Annotated in this window: 16 protein-coding genes; 11 read left to right on the top strand and 5 right to left on the bottom strand. The window is 50.0% G+C overall.

The genetic code is table 11. The features are described from left to right. Nucleotides 1-36 precede the first annotated feature (36 nt). The 4 genes from BN3911_RS15575 to BN3911_RS15560 all read left to right on the top strand — a co-directional run bounded on the left by BN3911_RS15575 (nt 37) and on the right by BN3911_RS15560 (nt 4,461). Nucleotides 37-1,413 (top strand): MATE family efflux transporter, encoded by a 1,377-nt coding sequence (locus BN3911_RS15575; RefSeq protein ID WP_187127774.1) that lies wholly within the window; start codon nt 37-39, stop codon nt 1,411-1,413. Nucleotides 1,414-1,495: 82 nt separating this feature from the next. Then, nucleotides 1,496-2,428 (top strand): DMT family transporter, encoded by a 933-nt coding sequence (locus BN3911_RS15570; protein ID WP_242871146.1) that lies wholly within the window; start codon nt 1,496-1,498, stop codon nt 2,426-2,428. Between the two features lie 211 nt (nt 2,429-2,639). Then, on the top strand, nt 2,640-3,344 hold the full coding sequence (gene nagB, locus BN3911_RS15565; RefSeq protein WP_066867220.1) for a glucosamine-6-phosphate deaminase: 705 nt from the start codon (nt 2,640-2,642) through the stop codon (nt 3,342-3,344). Nucleotides 3,345-3,393: 49 nt separating this feature from the next. After that, nucleotides 3,394-4,461: a glucuronyl esterase domain-containing protein gene (locus BN3911_RS15560; RefSeq protein WP_066867218.1), complete on the top strand. Its 1,068-nt coding sequence runs from the start codon at nt 3,394-3,396 to the stop codon at nt 4,459-4,461. 87 nt (nt 4,462-4,548) lie between these two features. On the opposite strand, the gene BN3911_RS15555 is transcribed toward BN3911_RS15560, so the two are convergent. Continuing rightward, entirely contained in the window at nt 4,549-5,601 is a 1,053-nt protein-coding gene (locus BN3911_RS15555; RefSeq protein WP_066867216.1) for an NAD-dependent epimerase/dehydratase family protein, read from the bottom strand. Nucleotides 5,602-5,755: 154 nt separating this feature from the next. Between BN3911_RS15555 and BN3911_RS15550 the strand changes: the two genes are divergently transcribed. Further along, nucleotides 5,756-6,355, top strand: coding sequence for a TetR/AcrR family transcriptional regulator (locus tag BN3911_RS15550; RefSeq protein WP_242871145.1), 600 nt, complete (start codon nt 5,756-5,758; stop codon nt 6,353-6,355). Between the two features lie 46 nt (nt 6,356-6,401). On the opposite strand, the gene BN3911_RS15545 is transcribed toward BN3911_RS15550, so the two are convergent. From BN3911_RS15545 to BN3911_RS15535, 3 genes are all read right to left on the bottom strand, one after another. After that, a complete protein-coding gene (locus tag BN3911_RS15545; protein WP_066867214.1) occupies nt 6,402-7,985 on the bottom strand; it encodes a response regulator transcription factor in 1,584 nt (527 codons plus the stop codon). Continuing rightward, nucleotides 7,982-9,751, bottom strand: coding sequence for a sensor histidine kinase (locus tag BN3911_RS15540; RefSeq protein ID WP_066867212.1), 1,770 nt, complete (start codon nt 9,749-9,751; stop codon nt 7,982-7,984). The genes BN3911_RS15545 and BN3911_RS15540 overlap by 4 nt, the downstream gene beginning before the upstream one ends. A gap of 474 nt (nt 9,752-10,225) precedes the next feature. Beyond that, entirely contained in the window at nt 10,226-10,651 is a 426-nt protein-coding gene (locus BN3911_RS15535; protein ID WP_066867210.1) for a DUF3788 domain-containing protein, read from the bottom strand. A gap of 357 nt (nt 10,652-11,008) precedes the next feature. On the opposite strand from BN3911_RS15535, the gene BN3911_RS15530 reads away from it, so the two are divergent. From BN3911_RS15530 to BN3911_RS15510, 5 genes are all read left to right on the top strand, one after another. Next, nucleotides 11,009-12,583, top strand: a complete 1,575-nt coding sequence (locus BN3911_RS15530; RefSeq protein WP_066867208.1) for an ABC transporter substrate-binding protein — start codon at nt 11,009-11,011, stop codon at nt 12,581-12,583. Between the two features lie 141 nt (nt 12,584-12,724). Beyond that, entirely contained in the window at nt 12,725-13,666 is a 942-nt protein-coding gene (locus tag BN3911_RS15525; RefSeq protein ID WP_338086379.1) for an ABC transporter permease, read from the top strand. Nucleotides 13,667-13,679: 13 nt separating this feature from the next. Next, the gene (locus tag BN3911_RS15520; protein ID WP_066867206.1) at nt 13,680-14,570 is read left to right on the top strand and encodes a carbohydrate ABC transporter permease; all 891 of its coding nucleotides are present in this window, start codon (nt 13,680-13,682) and stop codon (nt 14,568-14,570) included. A gap of 49 nt (nt 14,571-14,619) precedes the next feature. Beyond that, the gene (locus BN3911_RS15515) at nt 14,620-16,173 is read left to right on the top strand and encodes a GH39 family glycosyl hydrolase (protein WP_066867204.1); all 1,554 of its coding nucleotides are present in this window, start codon (nt 14,620-14,622) and stop codon (nt 16,171-16,173) included. Nucleotides 16,174-16,441: 268 nt separating this feature from the next. Further along, nucleotides 16,442-18,349 carry an LTA synthase family protein gene (locus tag BN3911_RS15510; RefSeq protein ID WP_147578632.1) on the top strand — a complete coding sequence of 636 codons (1,908 nt, stop codon included), beginning with the start codon at nt 16,442-16,444 and terminating at the stop codon, nt 18,347-18,349. A 63-nt stretch (nt 18,350-18,412) separates the two neighbouring features. Here BN3911_RS15510 and BN3911_RS15505 read toward each other — a convergent pair whose 3' ends face one another. Then, nucleotides 18,413-19,447 (bottom strand): magnesium transporter CorA family protein, encoded by a 1,035-nt coding sequence (locus BN3911_RS15505; protein ID WP_187127773.1) that lies wholly within the window; start codon nt 19,445-19,447, stop codon nt 18,413-18,415. A 150-nt stretch (nt 19,448-19,597) separates the two neighbouring features. On the opposite strand from BN3911_RS15505, the gene BN3911_RS15500 reads away from it, so the two are divergent. After that, nucleotides 19,598-20,449, top strand: a complete 852-nt coding sequence (locus BN3911_RS15500) for an AraC family transcriptional regulator (protein WP_066867199.1) — start codon at nt 19,598-19,600, stop codon at nt 20,447-20,449. Nucleotides 20,450-20,498: the final 49 nt, after the last annotated feature.

The raw sequence follows: 20,498 nt of genomic DNA, 5'->3' as shown, positions 1-20,498 counted from the left end.
TGCACCGGATGCCGGTGCGGAGGGGATAGTTGTATTATGGTCATGACAAAAGACAGATCGTTCTATCGAAACCTGTTCATGCTGGCGATTCCCATATCCCTGCAGAACCTGATCACCTTCGCGGTCAATTTCGCGGATAACCTGATGATTGGTTCTCTGGGGGATAATGCGATTTCAGGCGTGTACATGGGGAACCAGCTGCAGTCCGTACTGCAGATGTTTGTCGGCGGGATTGAAGGCGCTATTTTGATCCTTGCAGCACAGTATTGGGGGAAAAAGGATACCTCGAGTATCCGGAAGGTAGTGTCTATCGGCGTCAAGTTTGCAGTGGCGGTGGGCATTGTGATGTCTGCCGTCTCAATGGCGTTTCCCGCCCCCATCATCCGTATTTTTACGGAAGACCAGGGCGTGATTGCAGAAGGCGCCGATTACCTGCGGATAGTGGGAGCTACCTATCTGTTTTTCTGTATCTCCCAGGTGATGGTTGCCTCCATGCGCAGTGTAGAGACGGCGAGGATCGGCATGTACATATCTATTATGACGCTGGCGGTCAATGTTTCTCTCAACTACGTGCTAATTTTCGGTAAGCTGGGCTTTCCTGCCATGGGCGTCAAGGGTGCGGCGGTCGCCACGCTGGTTTCCCGCGTTCTGGAGGCGGCTGTGAGCGTGATTTATGTGTTTGCCATAGACCAAAAGCTGCGGTTGAAATTCAGCGACCTTCTGAAGACGGACCGCCAGCTGCTGAAGGATTTTATCCGCTACGGGCTGCCGGTAATCGGCGGGCAGGTGGTATGGTCCGCCAATATGATGGCGAATTCCATGATCCTGGGCCGTTACAGCGCCGGAGTGATTGCGGCTACCAGCATCACCGGCATGCTTCATAATTTGATTTATGTCTGGATGAACGGCCTTTCTTCAGCGGTGGGCATTCTCACGGGAAAGACGGTGGGAGCCGGGCAGTACGAAAAGATGAAGGAATACGCAAAGACGGTACAGGTGATCTTCCTGATCGTAGGCCTGCTTTCCGGAGCGGCGGTGTTCCTAGCCCGGGACGGCTTTATCTCCCTTTACAATGCCAGCCCGGAGGCACAGGAGTACTCCCGGCAGTTTATCAATGTCATCTCCGTCACCATCATCGGCACCTGCTATCAGGCGGCCTGCCTGTTCGGCCTGGTCAAGTCGGGCGGAGACATCTCTTTTGTATTTAAAAACGATACGATTTTTGTGTTCGGCGTAGTTATACCTTCGGCATTGATTGCCATGTGGCTGGGAGCGCCGCCTTGGGTGGTGTTTGCCTGTCTCAAATGCGACCAGATTCTGAAATGCTTTGTGGCTGTGGTGAAAATCAACCGGTTTAACTGGATGAAAAATTTGACCAGGGATACACAAAAGACTCTGGAAGAACACGGATAAGGAACATCCGGCGTGCGCACACCGCCTTGGCACGCCGGATGATTTTTCCAAAGGGCGGAAATGGACAGAGGAAGGGAAGAAGATGGGAATGGGTAAGAACAGGGAGCAGATTCAAGGCGGCGCCATGTTGATGCTGTGCGCGGTGATCTGGGGTGTGGCTTTTGTAGCGCAGAGCGCTGGTATGGACTATGTAGGTCCCTGTACCTTCAACGGAGTGCGGAACTTTATCGCCTGTCTTGCCCTGGTGCCTGTTATGCTGTTTGCCAGGTCGATTCGCGCAAAAGGGGTCAAAACGGAAAAAGGCGCGGTAAGGCCTGGAGATAACAGAAAGTTATTAGTAGGCGGAGGCGTTCTCTGTGGAATTTTTCTGTGCGCGGCCAGCCTGCTGCAGCAGATGGGAATCCAATATACCACAGTAGGCAAGGCCGGGTTCCTGACGGCCCTGTATATTGTCATTGTGCCTCTGTTGGGTATTTTTCTGGGGAAGATGCCCAGCCTGAAGGTATGGGCCGGTGTCTTCCTTGCTTTGGTGGGAACATACCTGCTGAGTGTGCAGGAGGGGTTTTCCATTTCCAGCGGAGATGTGCTGGTAATCCTCTGCGCTGTGCTTTTCTCCTTCCACATCCTTCTGGTAGACAGAGTGGCGCCTCATGTAGATGGTGTAAAGCTCTCCTGCATTCAGTTTTTTGTCAGCGGCGTCATTTCTATGGTGCTGGCATTTATTTTGGAAAAACCGGAGCTGGGTTCCATCCTTCAGGCGTGGCTCCCTCTGCTTTATACGGGTTTGCTTTCCAGCGGTGTGGGATACACACTACAGATTTTGGGACAGCGAAAGGCAAGCCCCACTGTGGCTTCGCTGATTTTGAGTCTGGAATCCGTCTTTGCGGCTCTGGCTGGGTGGCTGCTCAAGGGTGAAGCGCTTCTGCCCAAAGAGCTTTTCGGCTGCGTGCTGGTGTTTGCCGCAGTTGTGATTGCACAGCTGCCCTCTTGGAAGAAAAAGCGGGCATCGGATTAACTGAACGGAAAAAGGTGGATGTAAAGGGATATCCCTGTTCAGATTTTCACAGCTGTTTCCGAATACGGAGTGGCGTTTTTAAGAAGAATCATTCAAATTTTGTCAGAATGTACTGGACTTTCTGACAAAAAAATGGGAATTTCTCATATGGACTATTCTTTGAAAATAGAATAAGATGATGGCAGAATGAACAAGGAGGAGTACATTGGCTATGAGAATACTTGAGACAAACAGTTATGAGGAAATGAGTCTGCTGGCCGCCAGGATGATTGGCGCGCAGGTGCTGCTGAAACCGGACTGTGTGCTGGGGCTTGCGACGGGAACATCGCCGCTGGGAACCTACAGTGAGCTGGTGAAGGACTGTAAGGCGGGCATCCTGGATTTTTCCCGGGTGCGTACTGTAAATTTGGACGAATACTGCGGCCTCGCTGCGGATCATGTTCAAAGCTACCGTTATTTTATGAACACCAATCTTTTCCATCACATCAATATTGACCCGGAGAATACCTTCCTTCCTGATGGAACGGCAGAGGATATGGAGGCGGAGTGCCGCCGTTACGAAGCTCTTGTGCAGGGGCTGGGCGGGGCGGACCTGCAGCTTCTGGGCATCGGAAATAATGGGCATATCGGGTTCAATGAGCCCACGGAGGATTTTCCCAGGGACGTACATACCGTGCAGCTGACTCAGAGTACGATTCAGGCCAATTCCAGACTGTTTGAACGCATTGAGGATGTGCCCACTTCGGCGGTAACCATGGGGATCGGCACAATCATGAAAGCGAAGAGGATTCTGTTGATTGCGGGAGCGGAAAAGAAGGAGATCGTTCACGAAGCGTTGTTCGGAAAGGTGACGCCCATGGTTCCGGCCTCGGTGCTGCAGCTGCACCGTGACGTGACGGTGATCACCTGTAAATAGGCGAAAAAAGTGGGTCCGTCTTGGATGGACCCGGGAGAGGAGTAATGCAATGGAACAGAAAATTCCGGAAGTTTTGCAGGACGCAGCTGGGGCAGTCATCACTGACAGAAAAGTTTGGGAGCAGCAGCGGGGACGGATTTATGAGCTGCTTTGCGATCAGGAATACGGCTTTTTGCCGCCGCCTCCGGAGCAGATCAGCTTTCGGACAGTGGAGAGGCAGGAGGATTTTTGCGCTTCCAAGGCGGTTTATGAGAGAGTAGAAATTCGGGTTCAAGTGTCGGGTAAGGAATTTGCATTCCCTGTCCATGCGGTTGTGCCTGCGGTCGTTTCGGAAAAACCGATGGCGTTTGTGCACATCAATTTCCGCAGTAACGTGCCGGACGAATATATGCCCAGCGAGGAGCTGGCGGACGGCGGATTCGCCGTGTTTTCTTTCGGCTATGAGGATGTCACAAAGGATAACAGAGATTTCAGCGATGGGCTTGCCGCGCTGTTTCCGGCAGGCAGCCGGAACGGGAATGCGCCCGGCAAGATTGCACTGTGGGCCTGGGCTGCCCTGCGGGTGATGGATTACCTGCAAACCCGTGAGGACGTTGACCTCAAAAACGTGGCTGTTGTAGGACATTCCCGTTTGGGAAAAACGGCCCTGCTGGCAGCTGCCTCTGATGAGCGCTTTGCCTTTGCCATCTCCAATGATTCCGGCTGCAGCGGCGCGGCGGTCACACGGGGAAAGAAAGGGGAACGGGTGGCGGATATCACAAAGATGTTCCCCTACTGGTTCTGTGAAAATTATAAGGCCTATGCCGGCCGGGAAGAGGAGATGCCCTTTGACCAGCATTTTCTGCTTGCGTTGATCGCTCCCCGAAAACTCTATGTGTCCAGCGCCCAGGAGGATCAGTGGGCCGATCCGCCGGCTGAGCTTGCCGGTTGCCGGGCGGCTTCTCCTGTTTATGGTCTGTACGGACTGGGCGGGTTGGTCTGCGGGGAGGAATCCCCCGAGGCAAATGCGGTGTTCCCAGAGGGAAACATCGGCTATCATGTGAGGAAGGGAACCCATTATCTCAGCCGTTATGACTGGCAGAGATTTATGGAGTATCTCCGGCTGCATCGGAATTGACCGTAAAGCAAAGATTTATTTTTGAAAAAAAGCTTATAAATAAGCCGCCGGTTCAGTTTAGAATCCGAACCGGCGGCTTGTTATTGTTCAGGCCTTTGCTGGGATATTGCGCACTTTGCCTTTGGAACCCCGTTTTTTCTGCTTGCCCTTTGGCTTTGGTATGCACTTCAGCCAGGCTACGGTATCGGTAATGGTAGTGCGAAGATCCCGGGGATGGTAGCCGAGCTCCCGGGTGGCCTTATCATGGGAAAAGCGGTCGTTGCTCTGCAGAGTGTGGAGGGAATATCTGGTGTAAAGGGGACGTTCTTTCCTGTGCTTTGCAATCCAACCCAGAAGCGGCGCGCCGGCCCTGGCCATCCACATGGGCAGTACGGGCAGTTTTCTGCCTCCGTTCGAGCTGCGGACCATGGAAAGTACATCCTTTACCTCATAATGCCGGTTGGAAAGAATGTAACATTCTCCCCGCTTTCCTTTTTCAGCTGCGGCAAGACATCCGTCCGCCACGTCCCGGACATCGACGAAATCGTAACCTCCCCTCACACAGGCAGGCAATTTACCGTGGAGGTAGTCGGCAATCATCTGAACCAGGTGGTTGTGAGAAGAATCGTAGGGGCCAAGGATGCCGGAAGGCTGCACCACTACGGCATCCAGCCCTTCCCGTACGGCCTCCAGCACCAGTTGGGTGGCTTCAGCTTTGGTCTTGGCATAGCCCCCAATTACTGCCTCAGGGGAAAAATTTTGAACTTCTTCCAGTACTTGAAGCTTTTCCTGTTCCGGAATGGCATGGACGGAACTGACATAGACCAGGCGTTTCACATTTTTCTCCCGGCATAGAGCTATTATGTTGCGCGTACCGTTGACGTTTACATCGTAGAGGGCGGGAGAAACATGTTCGGAGATATCCACAATACCCGCTGCGTGGATAACGATAACCTCTGCATCCTCAGTGTTCTCAAAGAGAGGAAGAAGGCTTTCCCGGTTGCGGACGTCTCCCTTATAATAAGATACGCGGGCATTCCGTATTGCCTGTTCGTTGGGAAGGATCAACCCGCGCACGGTGTTTCCCCGTGCAGTGAGTTTGCGAACCAGGGTGCTTCCCAAATGGCCGGCAGCGCCAGTCACCAGATAAAGTTGTTTCATAGGGCGCACTCCTTTCAAATAGCGGACATACTGTTGATTATTTTTGCTATTTGTATTATAATAGTCAAAACGTCTTATAACAACCGACAAACTTGACCGGCGCGGATGCTTACCGAACACATTGAACAAAAACTGTTTATTAGGAGGGGCTGTTTTGAGAAAAGTTACAAATGACCATCGGACCAGGCTGACAAAAATGATGATCCGCAAGGCCTTTATGGATTTGTTGAAGCAGAAGCCCATCCAGAGTATATCGATCCGGGAGTTATGTGAAACTGCAGGTATCAATAGAGGAACCTTCTACACCCATTATGCGGATATTTACGATCTGATGCAGCGCATAGAGGAGGAGATGCTGGCAGATTTTGAAAAGGCCCTGGAGCCGCTCTTCCAGCTTCAGGAGGAGCCGTTCAATCCAGTGACCATCAGCACAGGGATTTTTCAATGCCTGAGGGATAACTCGGATTTATGCACGGTCACCCTGGGGGATTATGGGGATAAGCGTTTTGCGGCGAAGTTGATCAATATCGGGAGGGAACGCTGTGTGGATACCTACTTGAAGTATTTTAAGGGGGCCTCTCCCAAACAGATTGAATACTTTTACGCCTTTGTCAGCGCGGGTTGTATCGGTCTGCTGAGAAAATGGCTGGATGACGGCATGACCTGTTCGGCGCAGGAGATTGCGGAAATGGCAGAAAATATTATGCTGTACGGGCTTGGCATATTTTCAAAAGAAAGCGCGGCTTTGCAATAAAGGAAGGAACGGGCGTCACCGGTTAGGATGTGCCCGTTCCTTCTGGTTATGTGTCTGGATTCTTTGAGCGTTCAGCAGAGGGATTCACTCCGATTACCTTTTTATAAACCTGAGAAAAATAGGAATAATTTTCAAACCCTACCCGAGCGGCTACCACAGCCACAGGCAGATTGGTCGAACGCAGGATAGCCTGAGCTGTTTTCATCTTTTCGCATATGATGTACTCTTTAAGGGACATTCCTTTTTCCTTCCGGAAGAGCCGGGAAAGGTAATCTGGATTCAAATAGACTGCCTCTGCAATATCGGAACGGCGGAGTTCCTCGCTGAGATGATGTTGAATATATTCTACAATACGGTTCATCTGGTCCTTTTCTGAGTCCTTTCCTTCGAAGGCTGGCAACTGCTGCAAAATTCTCCGGATAAATGCCAAAGTGCCTTCCAGGCTTTCCGAGGCAAGAGAGAAAAAGTCCTGGATTTCGGGCTGAATCAATATATCCCGGAAATCTTTTTCCTGTAGAAGCTTTGCAAGCATACGGATGAAGTCGCCGCAGAACTGTTCGAGAAATTCGTGAGTCATGGCGCCGGACTCCTCCGCTTGACGCAGATAGGCAAAGATCTCCTCTTCTGCCATTTGGGGACAGCCATTGAGCAGAAGATTTTTCCAGTAGGGGAGTTTATCTGTGCGGATGAGGGCTGGAGGAAGCAGTTTGGGCTGTTCGTAGATGAATACGCCGCTTTGCCGGGAGACATTGTCCAGCTGCATCTTTTTTAAAGACTGTGTCAGTGTGGGAGAGTCTTTTATGGGAACAGAGGCTCCTATATAGCATGCAGTTTCGCAGTGGAGGTGAACTTGAAAGGCCTCGGAAAGCCGAACCAGTTGGGCTTCTAAAACTGCATCTTCCGGTAGGTTATGCCGGATCTTGGGAAACAGTAAGAGCAGATAACTGTTTTTTTCCAGGCGCAGCAGTAAAAGTCCCTGGCCAAGCTGTTCGAAGAGCTCGGCAGCGATGTTTTCCAAGGCGGTATAAAGAGGAGCGGCCTCCCAGGGTTCATCGTGCCAGCGCAGTAAATGTACCATGGCAATACGGATCTGGGAATCCTCCCTTATGAGGATTCCCAGATCTCCAAAGCATTTCAGGATTTCCTTGAACTGAAGGGAGGCTCCGGTGAGCCAGTCCTTGAGGATGCCCTGAAGGAAGAGATCCCGATTTCGGTATACCGCCTTTCCGTAGGAGTACATCTGCTGTGTCTCACGGTTTTGCTGTATTTTTTCCACAGCCCTGTGGACGGCACCGCAGATTTCCTCATACCGGGCGGGCTGCAAAAGATAATCAAAGCTGCCCAGTTTCAGAGCCTCCGTTGCGTAGATAAAATCCGCATGAGAGGTGAGAAAAATACACTCTACAGAAAGCTTTTTGCCGCGTACCCATCGGAAGAGGCTTAAACCGTCTTCCACAGGCATTTCAATATCGCTCAGCAGAATGTCCACCGGCTGGCATTCCAGAATTTCCCGGGCCATCGATGCGTTGTAAGCGTGCAGTACCTTTGAGATGCCCGCAGTTTCCCAATCCACACCGGAAACAATGCCGTTGACCACATTTATCTGGTCGTCCACTACCAAAATGGTCATAGGGGATCCTCCTCTTTAATATTAGATTCGTTTTGAGGTAAAAAAAGCTCTGCACAGGGAGACCCGGCTGAATTATATAGCGAAAGAGCTGCGGCTTCACCGTACAGCAGCTGTAGGCGATATCGAATGTTGATGATGCCCACATGCTGGGAACGGTAGATCTGGGGCTCCGGCTCCGCCGCTTCCTTTATTATGGAATCGGGAAAAGCCGGCCCGTTATTGGAGACGAGCAGACTCACGTAATCCCCTGTTTTACTTTTTATTAGCGATACACGGATATTGATAATAAGAGGATGGTCCAAGGTGGTTCCGTGCTGTACGGAGTTCTCCACAAAGGTGACCAGAGAAAGGGGCGGAATCAGGAAATCATCCAGGCTGGCGTCGATGTCCATACGGCATTGGGGCGGATTGGCATCACAGAGAGTCTGAAGCTGCATATAGTCCCGGATGCTGCGAAGCTCCTGAGAAAGAGGGATTCGCTTCATGCTGTCCCTAAAAATAAAACGCAAATATCCTGAAAGAGCCAAAATAGCACTTTGGATACTGCCATACTTCCGAGCCTCTGCCAGAGCATACAGATTCTTCAGACAGTTTAGATAGAAATGTGGACGGATCTGTAGCTGAAGATATTGGAGCTTGGCATGTTTTGCCTCTAGCTCCTTTTCATAGGAAGAAATTTTTAGTTGCCGGATCCGCTCTACCATGTTATTGAAGGAAATTCGAACACTCTCAAATTCCTGGATGGAAAAGGGAGCCTCCATCTTTGCGTACAGATCGCCGTCTCCCAGTTTTTCAATGGTTCCGGTCATCTCCTGCAAGGGTGCAAATAATGACTTTTGCAGCAGCAAATAGCAGACGGGGATCAGTCCGATCAGTGCACAGCTTAAAAGCAAAAGTGTGATCTGTACTCCGTCCATCCCGCTGAAAAGGCCAAGATATGGAGTGGCGTAGCCGATGGAGATTCCCATGTTTTCAATGGGTTCCTGTACAATGAGGTATTTCTGTATTCCGCCGCTGATATAATAGCCGGTTTTCTGCGGACGCAAGACAATGCCTGTCCCTTCAAATCTGGTGATACTGCTGAGAGGAAGCGCGCCGTCTTCAGCGTCAGAGGCAAGAAAGAAAGCAAATGCTCCTGATGCGGTAGGATTGCTGCGTATTTTCTGAGGGACAATGGCCCGGTTCAGATCCAACATCGCAACACAATAGGTATGTGTGTCTTTTCTTCCAAAGAAACGGAAAAGGAAAGACTTGCCGCCGATTTCCCGTAGAGTCCATCCTTTGGCGGAACAGTTGTCATCCTGAACCGCGCATTCCTTCAAAAATTTCAGGATATCCGCCTTTACCTCCATGGAATAATCCTCCACATTATAAGCGCCTCGAAAGAGATTGTTCTCCGGAGTGAGGATGAACAGTGCGCCTAAAGAAGGATTTCCTTCCAGCTGGAGTTTGAATTTCTGCACCAGGTCGTAGGAGCTGAGATGGGCGTCTAGATAGGATCTGCGGTAGCAGAGCTGCTGAAAGTCATAGTCGATGGACAGTAAATTCGCCAGATAAGAAGAAATGTTCTGTGCATCGGATTCAAAGGCGTTTTGATAGTAAGAAAGCGTATTCCCGGCGCTTTCTGAGAGCTGGTCATTTTGGCGCTGTATGGTATAGGCGGCAAAGCTGCCAATAAAAATCAATAGCGGCAGCACGAGAATTAAGAGGACGACTATAGCTTTCCGTTTAAAGGACATAGAGCCGAAAGTGCGGTTGAGTTTCATATTTACGGTTAAACCTCTCTTGCGGTTAGGAACTCGGTTCAGGAAACCTTGGCCGTGCTTCGGTGCACTCCCGAGCCCATGCGCTGCCGTCCCTGTTTTGCCGGGTGTATATTGATTTGCCCCGCTCAACCCTCTGCATCCGGGCGATTGGATAGATTATCTGTGCCAAATTCATATGCTTCTTTTTTTGTTGTTTTTTCAGCATACCACATGCATGGTGTTGGAACAATCGACTGTTGGTTTACCGTGCGCAATTTCTTAGATTGGCTGCAGTTGTTTCCATCAAAGCGCTCCGCCTACTCTTGACGGATATTTATTACAAGACTAAAAACCCGGAATTCATCCGAGTTTCAACCTGACGAAGAGGGGCGCCCCTCTTCAGTTTTTGAAAACAAAGTTTTCAAAAAAAGAGTTTTGTTGGGCGCACAACCAGTCGCGATCAGCTTCTTTTCTTGCCGGCAACGGCTTAATAATTTATACAGGCCGTTTCTCTCCAAGTTTCACCAGCAACAGCCCTATGGCATCATCAAACTGTACCCTGTTCAGAATGCGGAGATGGATCCATCCTCCATCCCCACAGGGGTATTTCCCGTCAATTTCTCTCTGCGTGGATTCCGACAATTTGTCATAAACACTTTCAAATTGCCTGTTTGTCATTCTGAGCATTACGGTAAAGGCACCGGCTTCGGCAAAAATATCGCAGATATACCTGCTTTTTTTACAGTGTTTCACGCCCCAGCCATACTTTTTTCCATAGGGAAATCGGATTAATGTCTGCGTGTGGAATTCTGCTCTGAGCATCCTGTTCAATTCTTGGAATAGAGTTCCGGCGCCGCCGCAATAGAGGATCATGTCCTCATAAGTGGGTGGAGTTTGCCTCTCCAGCATACGTTCGTACATGGCTGCCTCCTTTATATAGCAGTACCGCTCCGGAGAGGGAATGCAGTGCTTCCGACAAGTTGATGAACCAGGAGAATCTCCAATGTTTTTTATTATAAAGGGTTTCTGTTTTTTGGTCAATTGATTTCAGACCGTTTTGTACAGAATTAAGAAAAGTAAAAAGGGAAAAAGAAAAGAAGGTCAGATTCTTAACAGAAATAATCATTTTTTTAATACTGAACACCAATGATAATTTAGATAGGTCAGAAAATTAACAGGAATAAGTCACAAAGATTCTTTCGGGGCAATAGTGGATATGCTAGGATAAATGTACTCCCGGATAGGGAATTTTGGTGAATATAAAGGAGATGCAGTAACATGAAGCTGAAAAAAATCATGTCGGCGATCCTGGCGGCAGCAATGCTGACGGCCACGATGGCAGCCTGCGGTGGAGACGGAAATTCTTCCGCGGCACCGTCCTCCAGTACCGATGGGAACAGCGCTACGAATACTTCCGCTCCGGCTGAATCCGGCAGTGGGGTTTCCGCGGAGGACTTGAGCACGCAGGAAGAATATACTGTAAAGATCATGTACTTCGGCGACGCCAAAACAGAGGACACAAATGAGGTGGCGGCAAAGTTGTCGGAGCTTACCAAGGCCAAGTACAACACTGTCATTGAAATGGTTCGTGTGGGTTTTGGTTCTTATAAGGATCAGGCGAACCTAGCGCTGAATTCCGGAGAAAAGCTGGATGTCATTTCATCCTTTGGATTTGTGCCGGCAACCATGATGTCTCAAAATCAGATCTTGCCATTGAACGACTATCTGGATCAATACGCTCCTGACACCAAGGCTGCAATCAGCGATCTGGACTGGCAGTGCGTTACGATCAACGGAAATATTACGGGTGTTCCCTATAACATCGAAAAGGCCAGCGCTTTCGGTCTGCTAATGGTGAAGGACGTTGTGGACGCTATGGGTATCGATTGGGAGAGCATAAAAACGCTGAAGGACGCTGAGCCCATCTTTGAAAAGGTTAAGGCGGAACATCCGGAAATGTATATGCTCATTGCGGATTTCGGCGACATCCGCCGTCCTTTGCGGATCGATTCCCTGTGCGATGACAGCTGCCTGGGCGTGCTGGAGGATGCATTGACCACTGAGGTCGACCCTAAGGTTGTCAACCTGTTTGAGACGGCCTCTTATGTGGACTGGATCAACACCATGTACGATTTTAACCAGAAGGGATACATGCAGCCCGACGCTGCCAGTAGTACGGAATCCGCCAACAGTTTGCTGGGCGCTGGCAAAGCATTCTCCTTTATTACCAATATCAAGCCCGGTATAGAGGCAGAATGGGTCCGCAATTGCGGTAAAGAGGTCTATATCGCTCCTTTAGTGGAGGAATACAGCACCTCTGCGAACATTGGTCTGCGCTGGTGCATTGCCAACAATAGCGAAAAGCCGGAACGCGCCATGCAGGTGATTAACGAAATGTACATGAATCCTGATTTCTCCAACATTTTTATCTACGGTATCGAAGGAAAGCACTGGAAATTTGTGGATGAGGAGCAGGGGATCGTCGGTTACGCCGACGGTGTGGAGGCTGGCTCCACCGGTTACTCCAACCTGGCCTGGGGTGCTGCCAACGAACAGATTTCTTATGTATTTGAAGGCGATGATCCCGACCTCTGGAAGAAACTGGGGGAGTTTAATGCCAATGCCCCTGCGTCCGTCGCAAAGGGATTTGTGTGGGATAACGCGGACGTCATCAATGAGGTTACTTCCTGCACAAATGTGCTCAATAAATACGTCAAGGCGCTGCAATCCGGCGCGTTAAATCCGGAAACCGACCTAGGCAAGTTTAACCAAGAGCTCAGGGACGCCGGTCTTGATACAATTATCCAGGATAAGCAGAGCAAACTGGATGCTTGGATGGCGGAAAATAAATGATTTATGCATGACTGAAAAAGGCGGGTGGAAGGCAGCGCGCCCGGCGGAGCTTTCCCGGTAGGATGGCTCCTTCTCCGGGTGCGGGCCGACTGCCCGCACTTTTTTGAACCGCCAGCTAAATTTCGATAAGGAGGATTTGCCGTGGCAAAAGTATCAGCCGTACGGCCGGTAAAAGAGAAAAAGCATTTTGTTCGATATCTACCGCTCTATCTGATGATGGTTCCCGGCATTGCCTATATCATTATCAATAACTATATCCCAATGACGGGTATTGTAGTGGCGTTCAAGCAGTACAATACCCGCCTGGGCCTTTATAACAGTCCAAACATAGGGCTAAAGAATTTTGAGTTTCTGTTCCGCACCAAAGATGCACTGCTGATCACTAGAAATACGCTGTTGTACAATCTGGCGTTCATCGTCATAGGTACGCTGTTTGCCATAGCGGTAGCGGTACTGCTCAATGAAATCAAGATAAAAAAAGCCCAGCAGGTATATCAAACTATTGTACTAGTGCCGTTTTTGATCTCCATCGTTATAGTCAGCTATCTGGTCAACGCTTTTTTGGCCACGGACACAGGTTTTGTCAATAACTCTATTTTAGGCGCCATGGGAAAAGAACCGGTTTCCTGGTATGCGTCTCCGCAGTATTGGCCATTTATCCTGATTCTGGTACAGGTATGGAAAGTATTCGGATATAACAGCATCATCTATTTTTCTGTACTGGTAGGGATTGACCAAGGTTATTACGAAGCTGCAGTAATCGACGGGGCCAATCGTTGGAAACAATTCCTGCATGTCACCCTCCCGGGGTTGAAGCCTACCATCATCACGCTGACTCTGATGAGTATAGGCCGCATCTTTTATTCTGATTTCGGCCTGTTCTATCAGGTGCCTATGAATTCGGGAGCACTGATGGATGTAACCAACACCATCGACACCTTTGTTTACCGCAGTATGATGCAGCTGAACAACGTGGGCATGGCGTCGGCTGCAGGGGTATATCAATCCTTGGTAGGTTTTGTACTGGTACTGACGGCAAACTTTGTCGTCAGGAAGCTCGATTCTGAGAACGCGCTGTTTTGAGGGGGCAGTATTTATGGTAGAGAGAAATAAAACTTTTCAGGTTGTTGTGCATGGTATCATGGTTTTGCTGTGCCTCGTGTGTGTTCTGCCCTTCCTGCTGCTGATTATGTCCTCCTTTGCAGATGAAAACTGGCTAATCATGAACGGGTACTCCTTCTTTCCGGCCAAGCTCAGCGCAGATGCATATCAATATCTACTGGTGGATTCCAGTTCTATTGTAAGAGGATATATGATTTCTGCCTTCGTCACAGTGGCAGGCACCTGTATCAGCCTGGTTATGACCACCCTGATGGCCTACCCTCTGTCCCGAAAGGATCTGCCAGGCCGCTATATTTTCTCTTTCTTCATCTTTTTCACCATGCTTTTTAACGGCGGCCTGGTGCCTACATATATTATGTGGACCCAAACCTTCCACATCAAAAATACCATTTTTGCACTGTTGGTTCCCAACCTGCTGATGGGTGCGTTCTATGTCATTATGATGCGTACCTATTTTTCTTCCAATATTCCCGATGCTGTCATTGAGGCGGCCAGAATTGACGGAGCAGGGGAAATGCGGATTCTGCTGAAAATTGTGCTGCCCATGTCGCTGCCGATTATTGCCACGCTGGCACTTCTGACGGGGCTTGGCTATTGGAATGATTGGCTCAACGGCCTGTATTATATTCAAAATGACAGTCTGTACAGCATTCAAGTGTTGCTCAACCGGATGTTGATGGATGTGCAGTTCCTGATGAGCAGCGCCAATACGGCGGCTGCCGGAAACCAGCAGATGGGCCCGCTGCCCTCCACGGGAATCAAGATGGCGGTAGCTGTACTGGGTGCGCTGCCAGCACTTATCATTTATCCTTTCTTCCAGAAGTATTTTGTAAAAGGAATCACCATCGGCGCAGTAAAAGGGTGATAAAATTAAGAAACGGCAGATTTGGAAAAAATCAAAGGAGTTTATTCAGATGAAACAATTTCAATTAGACGTGAATTCTGCGGTCAAACCGCTGCAAAAATATTGGGAGCTGTGTGTAGGAAGCTGCCATGGAACCACTGCGCTACGGGAGGACTACCGCAAGCAACTGGAACAGTGTCAGAGAGAGATCGGCTTTCGTTATGTGCGGTTCCACGGCCTGTTCGACGACGATATGAGTGTGTTGGTACAGGAGCGTTTCGGCAATGGCGTGCAGCTTTCTTTTACCAATATCGACAGTGTGTTTGATTTTCTTCTCTCCATCAACATGAAGCCCTTCATTGAGCTGGGCTTCATGCCAGACTGCCTGAAGAGCAAGAATGCCACAGTGTTCCATTATAAGGGAAACACAGCTCCGCCGGCAGACCATGATAAGTGGTCCTGGTTTATCCGCACCTTTGTGCGGCATTTGCTGGACCGGTATGGACGCACAGAAGTGCGCCAGTGGTTCTTTGAGGTATGGAATGAGCCTAATCTTGGGGGACCTGATTCTCCAGACGGTTTTTTTGCAGGCTCTATGGAGGATTACTTCAAACTGTATCAGGTGACAGCTGAAGCAGTCAAATCCGAGGATCGATTCCTGCGAGTTGGAGGTCCCGCCACCTCCAACAATGCATGGATTCCGGAAATGGTGGAATTCTGTCGAAAAAATCAGGCGCCTATAGATTTTATCTCCACTCATCACTACCCTACAGATGTGGTTTTGGGATATGGCGTGGAGGACAGTGCCAATTTTGGGCGTCCAACGCCGGAACAGATGGAAGATCCGGAATTTAGAAAGACCTTTCGGGAAAAGATGGAGGCCTTTCAGGCACATTTGTGGGAACGCGTGGACCGGGGTGTTGTCACACAGATGACCAGAAAGGCAGTTCAGGAGGCTGACGGTCTGCCAGTCTATTATACCGAATGGAACAGTCTGGCGGGCCTTCCTTCGGATGGTCCTTTCGGTTCTTCTTTCATCGCCAAGACGGTATTGGACGGCGTAGGGCTAGTAAATGGGTATTCCTACTGGACCTTCAGCGATATTTTCGAAGAAAATGGAATGCCCAGCGCGGAATTTCATGGCGGTTTCGGCCTTCTGACGCTGCATGGCGTTCCAAAAGCGTCTTACCGAGCTTTTCAGCTGCTGCATATGCTGGGAGATTCCCTCTATGAGCAGAGACTGGCTGAGGGGACGCTGGATCTCTATGCGATAAAACATGCTGCTGCCGGCGCGATACAGCTTTTGGCGGTGAATCATCATTCCCTACTGCATCCTATTGAGGAGGAAGAGGTTCAGATTACACTGAAAGGCCTGAAGATCTCTGAGGAAGCTGTGCTGAAAGCCCAGGTGGAACGTGTCGACGACACCCATGCTAATGCCATTGCCCGCTGGAGGGAGCAAGGATCCCCTGAGTATGTCACAAAATCACAGCTAGAAGAGTTGAAAGCTGCCTCTGAACTGGAGCGTGAGCTTTTGGAGATTCCAGTTGAACAGGAGGAAGCTTCCGTCACGTTAAAGATACCTGCAATGGGTATGGCATTGCTTACGGTCTATTTGACATGAAAAAACGTCCAGATTTATGTTTACGGATGTTTTGACATTCCCCTTTAAGCGGCGGCATCTTGCGGTTTATAAACGATGCCCGTTAACAGTCCCTGGTTTCAGCCGTGAAACCAGGGACTGTTGCCGTTTTATAAGGCAGTGAAATTTCCAGAAGAATCCTTGCAGATTGGGGGAATTTATGCTATATTGAAAGTTACTTTGCTACAGCCGTCTGTCCCGTCTGTTCAGGCTGCTTGGAAAATATGAGCTGATTTTGGAGGAAAATGGTTTGGAAGAAAAAAGTGGTTTTTTGCAGAAGCTCCGGCGGCTGTCCCCTTTGAGCCTGCCGCTGTGCTTTCTCAGTTTTGTATTTCTGGATTTTTCTTTCCGGTATTTTTACCGGTTTGTGGGAGGCACGTCCGTGCTTTCCTATAAACCTATGCTGTTTACAGCGGGCTGGGCGCTGCTGCTGACCGGATTACTGGGCCTGCTGCCGCGCCTTGCCCGGCGGATCGCCATGATGCTCCTGATTCTGCTGTTTTCGGTGCTGACCCTGGTGCATTGCGCCATGTTCAACATTTTTGGGAATTTTTTTACTTTTTCCGACACCAATTTTGCCGGAGACGGCGCCAGGTTTTTCAGCTGGAGCTATCTCAATTTCCGAAAAGCGCTGCTGTTGTGCATCGTGCTCGCCGTCCTGATGATGGCGTTTGCCGCATTTCTCGTACCGCCCAAACCGGAAAGCCGGAAGAAGCGGATCATCAGTAAATCTGCTGCAGGCGCTGCGGCGCTGTTGTCTCTGGTCCCGATTCTTTGCATGCATTTCTCCCTGCAGCCCAAATCAGACACCATGTGGTGGGGCAATACCTATGACCCCAACGCGGAGACGGAAATCTATTCTGAATTTACCAACACAAACCGCTGCGTTATGCTGACCGGCCTCTATCAGTACACTTTCCGGAATTTCACGGTGTCCTTCGGCATTGGGCAGAGCCACCAGGGCGCCGACAAGCTGGACGCTTATTACGAAAGCCGGGAGGTGAGCCCGGACAACGGGAAAACCGGGCTTTTCAAGGATAAAAATCTGCTGATGGTGATGCTGGAATCGGCGGATACCTGGCTGTTGACAGAGGATTATATGCCCAATCTTTATGCCCTTCAGCAGAAAAGCATCAATTTTGCCAACCATTATACGCCCCTTTACCTTTCAGCGGGCACTTTCAACACGGAGATCGTCTCCCTGACTGGCTTGATTCCAGCTGTATCCGGCCTGCCCAGCCGGGCCTATTCCACCAACAGTTTCCCTCTCTCCTTGCCGAATCTGTTCCGGGATGCGGGCTACACGGTGAATTCCTTCCATTCGGCAAGCCCGGCAATTTACAGCCGCGGTTCTATCCACACCAATCTGGGATTTGAAGCGTACCACAGTTATGTGGATATGGGAATGGACGACTATATGCTGGACAGCCAGCTGATCCGTGCCTATGACCAGATGACCTCCGGCAATAAATTCTATTCCTACCTTATCACCTATTCCGGACACGGGCCCTATACGGAGGAGATGCGGAATATTTCCGATCCCCATTATGAGGCGGCAAAAGCGGAGGTGGCCAAATCCGGCGTTACAGGCAGTGCTGAGAATATGGAGGAATATACCCTTGCAGTGGCCCACGCCATGGAAACGGACGAATACATCGGCGAGTTGGTGGACAAACTCACGGGGGACGGCCACATGGAGGATACAGTGCTGGTGTTCTATGCGGACCATTATGGAAAATATATGAGCGACGACGCTTTCCTGAAACAGGTGAAGGGAGTAGGGGAGAATAAAAACGAGCTGTACCGTACCCCGTTTTTCCTGTATTCTGCGGATCAAAAGCCGGAAACCGTGGAAAAATACACTTCCAGCGTAGACATCGTACCCACGCTGGTCAATCTTTTCGGCTTGGATGCGGACCGGCGGTACTATGTGGGAGACGATATTTTCGGTGACAGGGGCGGAGCGGTTCTCATGCCAAACTATGCCTGGTTTGACGAAAACGTCTACTATTCGGATGCCTACCAGGGGGAGATGACCGAGGCAATGCAGGAGCGCACTGCCGATTTCAGGGAGCGGGTAAACGCTTCCTGGGATACTCTGAAGAGCGATTATTTTGCTACCTGGAAGGGCGACGAAACAAAAGGCAGGAAGAAATAGTACTGGATAGCATTGAACAGAAAAAGGCGGCTGCAGAGGAATTCTTTCTGCAGCCGCCTTTTTTCAGTGGAACCAGTTCTTTTTTTTAAAATAAATGATTTCAATTACCGTTACAGCAATGCTGATTGCAATGACGATGGGATAGGCGTAGGGAGCATGGAGCTCCGGCATATCAGAAAAATTCATACCGTACCATCCGGCGATCAGCGTCAGAGGCATGAAAAGCGTGGTGACAACCGTGAGGAACTGCATGATCTTGTTTTGCCGTACATCGATTTTGGACTGATAAATCTCCTGCAGCTGCAGGGAATATTCCCGCAGTGCCCGGATGTGGGAGGAAAGCCGGGAAACCCGGTCGGAAAACAGTTCAAAATTCCTGCACTCCTTGGCGGAAAACAAGCCGTTGCGATTATCCGCCAGGGAATCTGCCAAATCTGTAAGCTGAGAATAATAGGAGCCCAACCGGAGAAGTCCCCGTCGGTAAAAGTGGAGTTTGCTGCCGAAATCCTTCCCGTCGCTTTCCAACAGCAGCTCTTCCAGACCGTCCAGGCGTTTTTCATATCGTTGGAGAAACAGGGCGTCCTCACGGATCAGGGATTCCAAAAACTCGAAGAAAAGCCATGCGGAGCCGCTGTCTTTCGGGATGTTCACGGCGGAGAACCCCTCCAAAAACTGTCCGGCTGTTCCGCTGTCGTCCAAAAAGATCAGACGGTGGCGATCCAGTATGAAGGCCAGGGCGGTCCCTTCCCCGGAAAGGCCGGCTTTCTGGGGCAGCAGAAGAGTGCCCGCCGCACAGTTAGGGAGCAATTCCGCCTTGCAGTAATGGGGGTGTTCCAGACTTCGCAATAGGGCACGGTCTGCGGAAAATTCGGGATAATTTTTTTCGAATTCCTCCCTGCTTAAAATTTCCGCATAACATTCTGTTTCAGAGTGCCCTTTTTCCTGGGGACAAGGTTCCAATTTTGCCGAAAGCCGATACCGCACGTAATCGCCGCCTTTGCCGTCATAGTCTGTCAGGTCTGAGAAAGAAAACAGCTTTACAGAGTTTCTGACGAATGGTATAGAAAGCTCCGAGTGTAAAGCAGTTGTACTTTTCAAAAAGAAAACCGCATTGTGTTCTTGCGGATTCAAATTCATTATACAGGGCGCGGCTCCCTCTGGCAAGAGGCAGTGCTCTCCATTTCGTGCAGAAAGAGAGAGGATATGATATACTAAATCAAGTATACTTGTTATTGGAGGTTGACCGATATGCAGTGGCTGGAAAGACTGAATGAATCCTTGGATTATATCGAAGGGAATCTGGAAAAGGGGCCTGTAACGGCGGAGGCTGCTAAAATAGCCTGCTGTTCTGCCTATCATTATCAGAGAATGTTTTCCTATCTGGCGGGGGTACCCCTGTCGGAATATGTACGGCGCAGGCGTATGACCAAGGCGGCGTTTGACCTTCAGAACGGCGAAAAGGTATTGGATACCGCCGTCAAGTATGGGTATGAATCGCCGACAGCCTTCAACAGGGCCTTCCGATCCGTACACGGGATTTCCCCATCCGCAGCCCAAAAGGAGGGGGCCGGCCTGAAAGCCTACCAGCGGATCAGCTTTACTATCAGTATTAAGGGAGAAACAGAGATGGAATACCGCATTGAAACGAAAGAGGCTTTCCGTATTGTAGGGGTCAGCGCACCTCTGGAAAAGGAAATTGAGAAAAACTTCGATACAGTCCCCGCCATGTGGGGAAAGGCTGCAACAGACGGCACTGTGCCGCGTCTGGCTCAGATGATGGACAGTGAGCCCAAGGGGATTCTGGGCGTCAGCGCCTGTATGGGGGAGGACCAGTGGGCCTATTATATTTCCGCTGCCAGCACCCAGCCGGTTCCGGAGGGGATGACGGAGTATATGGTGCCTGCATGTACCTGGGCCATTTTTCCAGGCTGCGGGGCCATGCCCAACGGAATACAGGAGCTGGAAAAGAGAGTGGTCAGCGAATGGCTGCCCGGTTCCGGCTATGAATATGCCGACGCTCCCGATATCGAGGTGTATCTGGAGCCCAATCCGGTAAATGCCAAGTTTGAGGTTTGGGTACCGGTAAAGAAGAAATCATAAAACACCTGATGCAAAGAAAAGCCTGTGTCCCGGAGCTGCTACGGTTAAA

Source organism: Neglectibacter timonensis, from assembly GCF_900048895.1.
GTDB classification, from domain to species: Bacteria; Bacillota; Clostridia; order Oscillospirales; family Acutalibacteraceae; genus Acutalibacter; species Acutalibacter timonensis.
The sequence above is the reverse complement of the archived record's forward strand: the minus strand, read 5'-3'. Positions and strand labels throughout refer to the sequence as shown.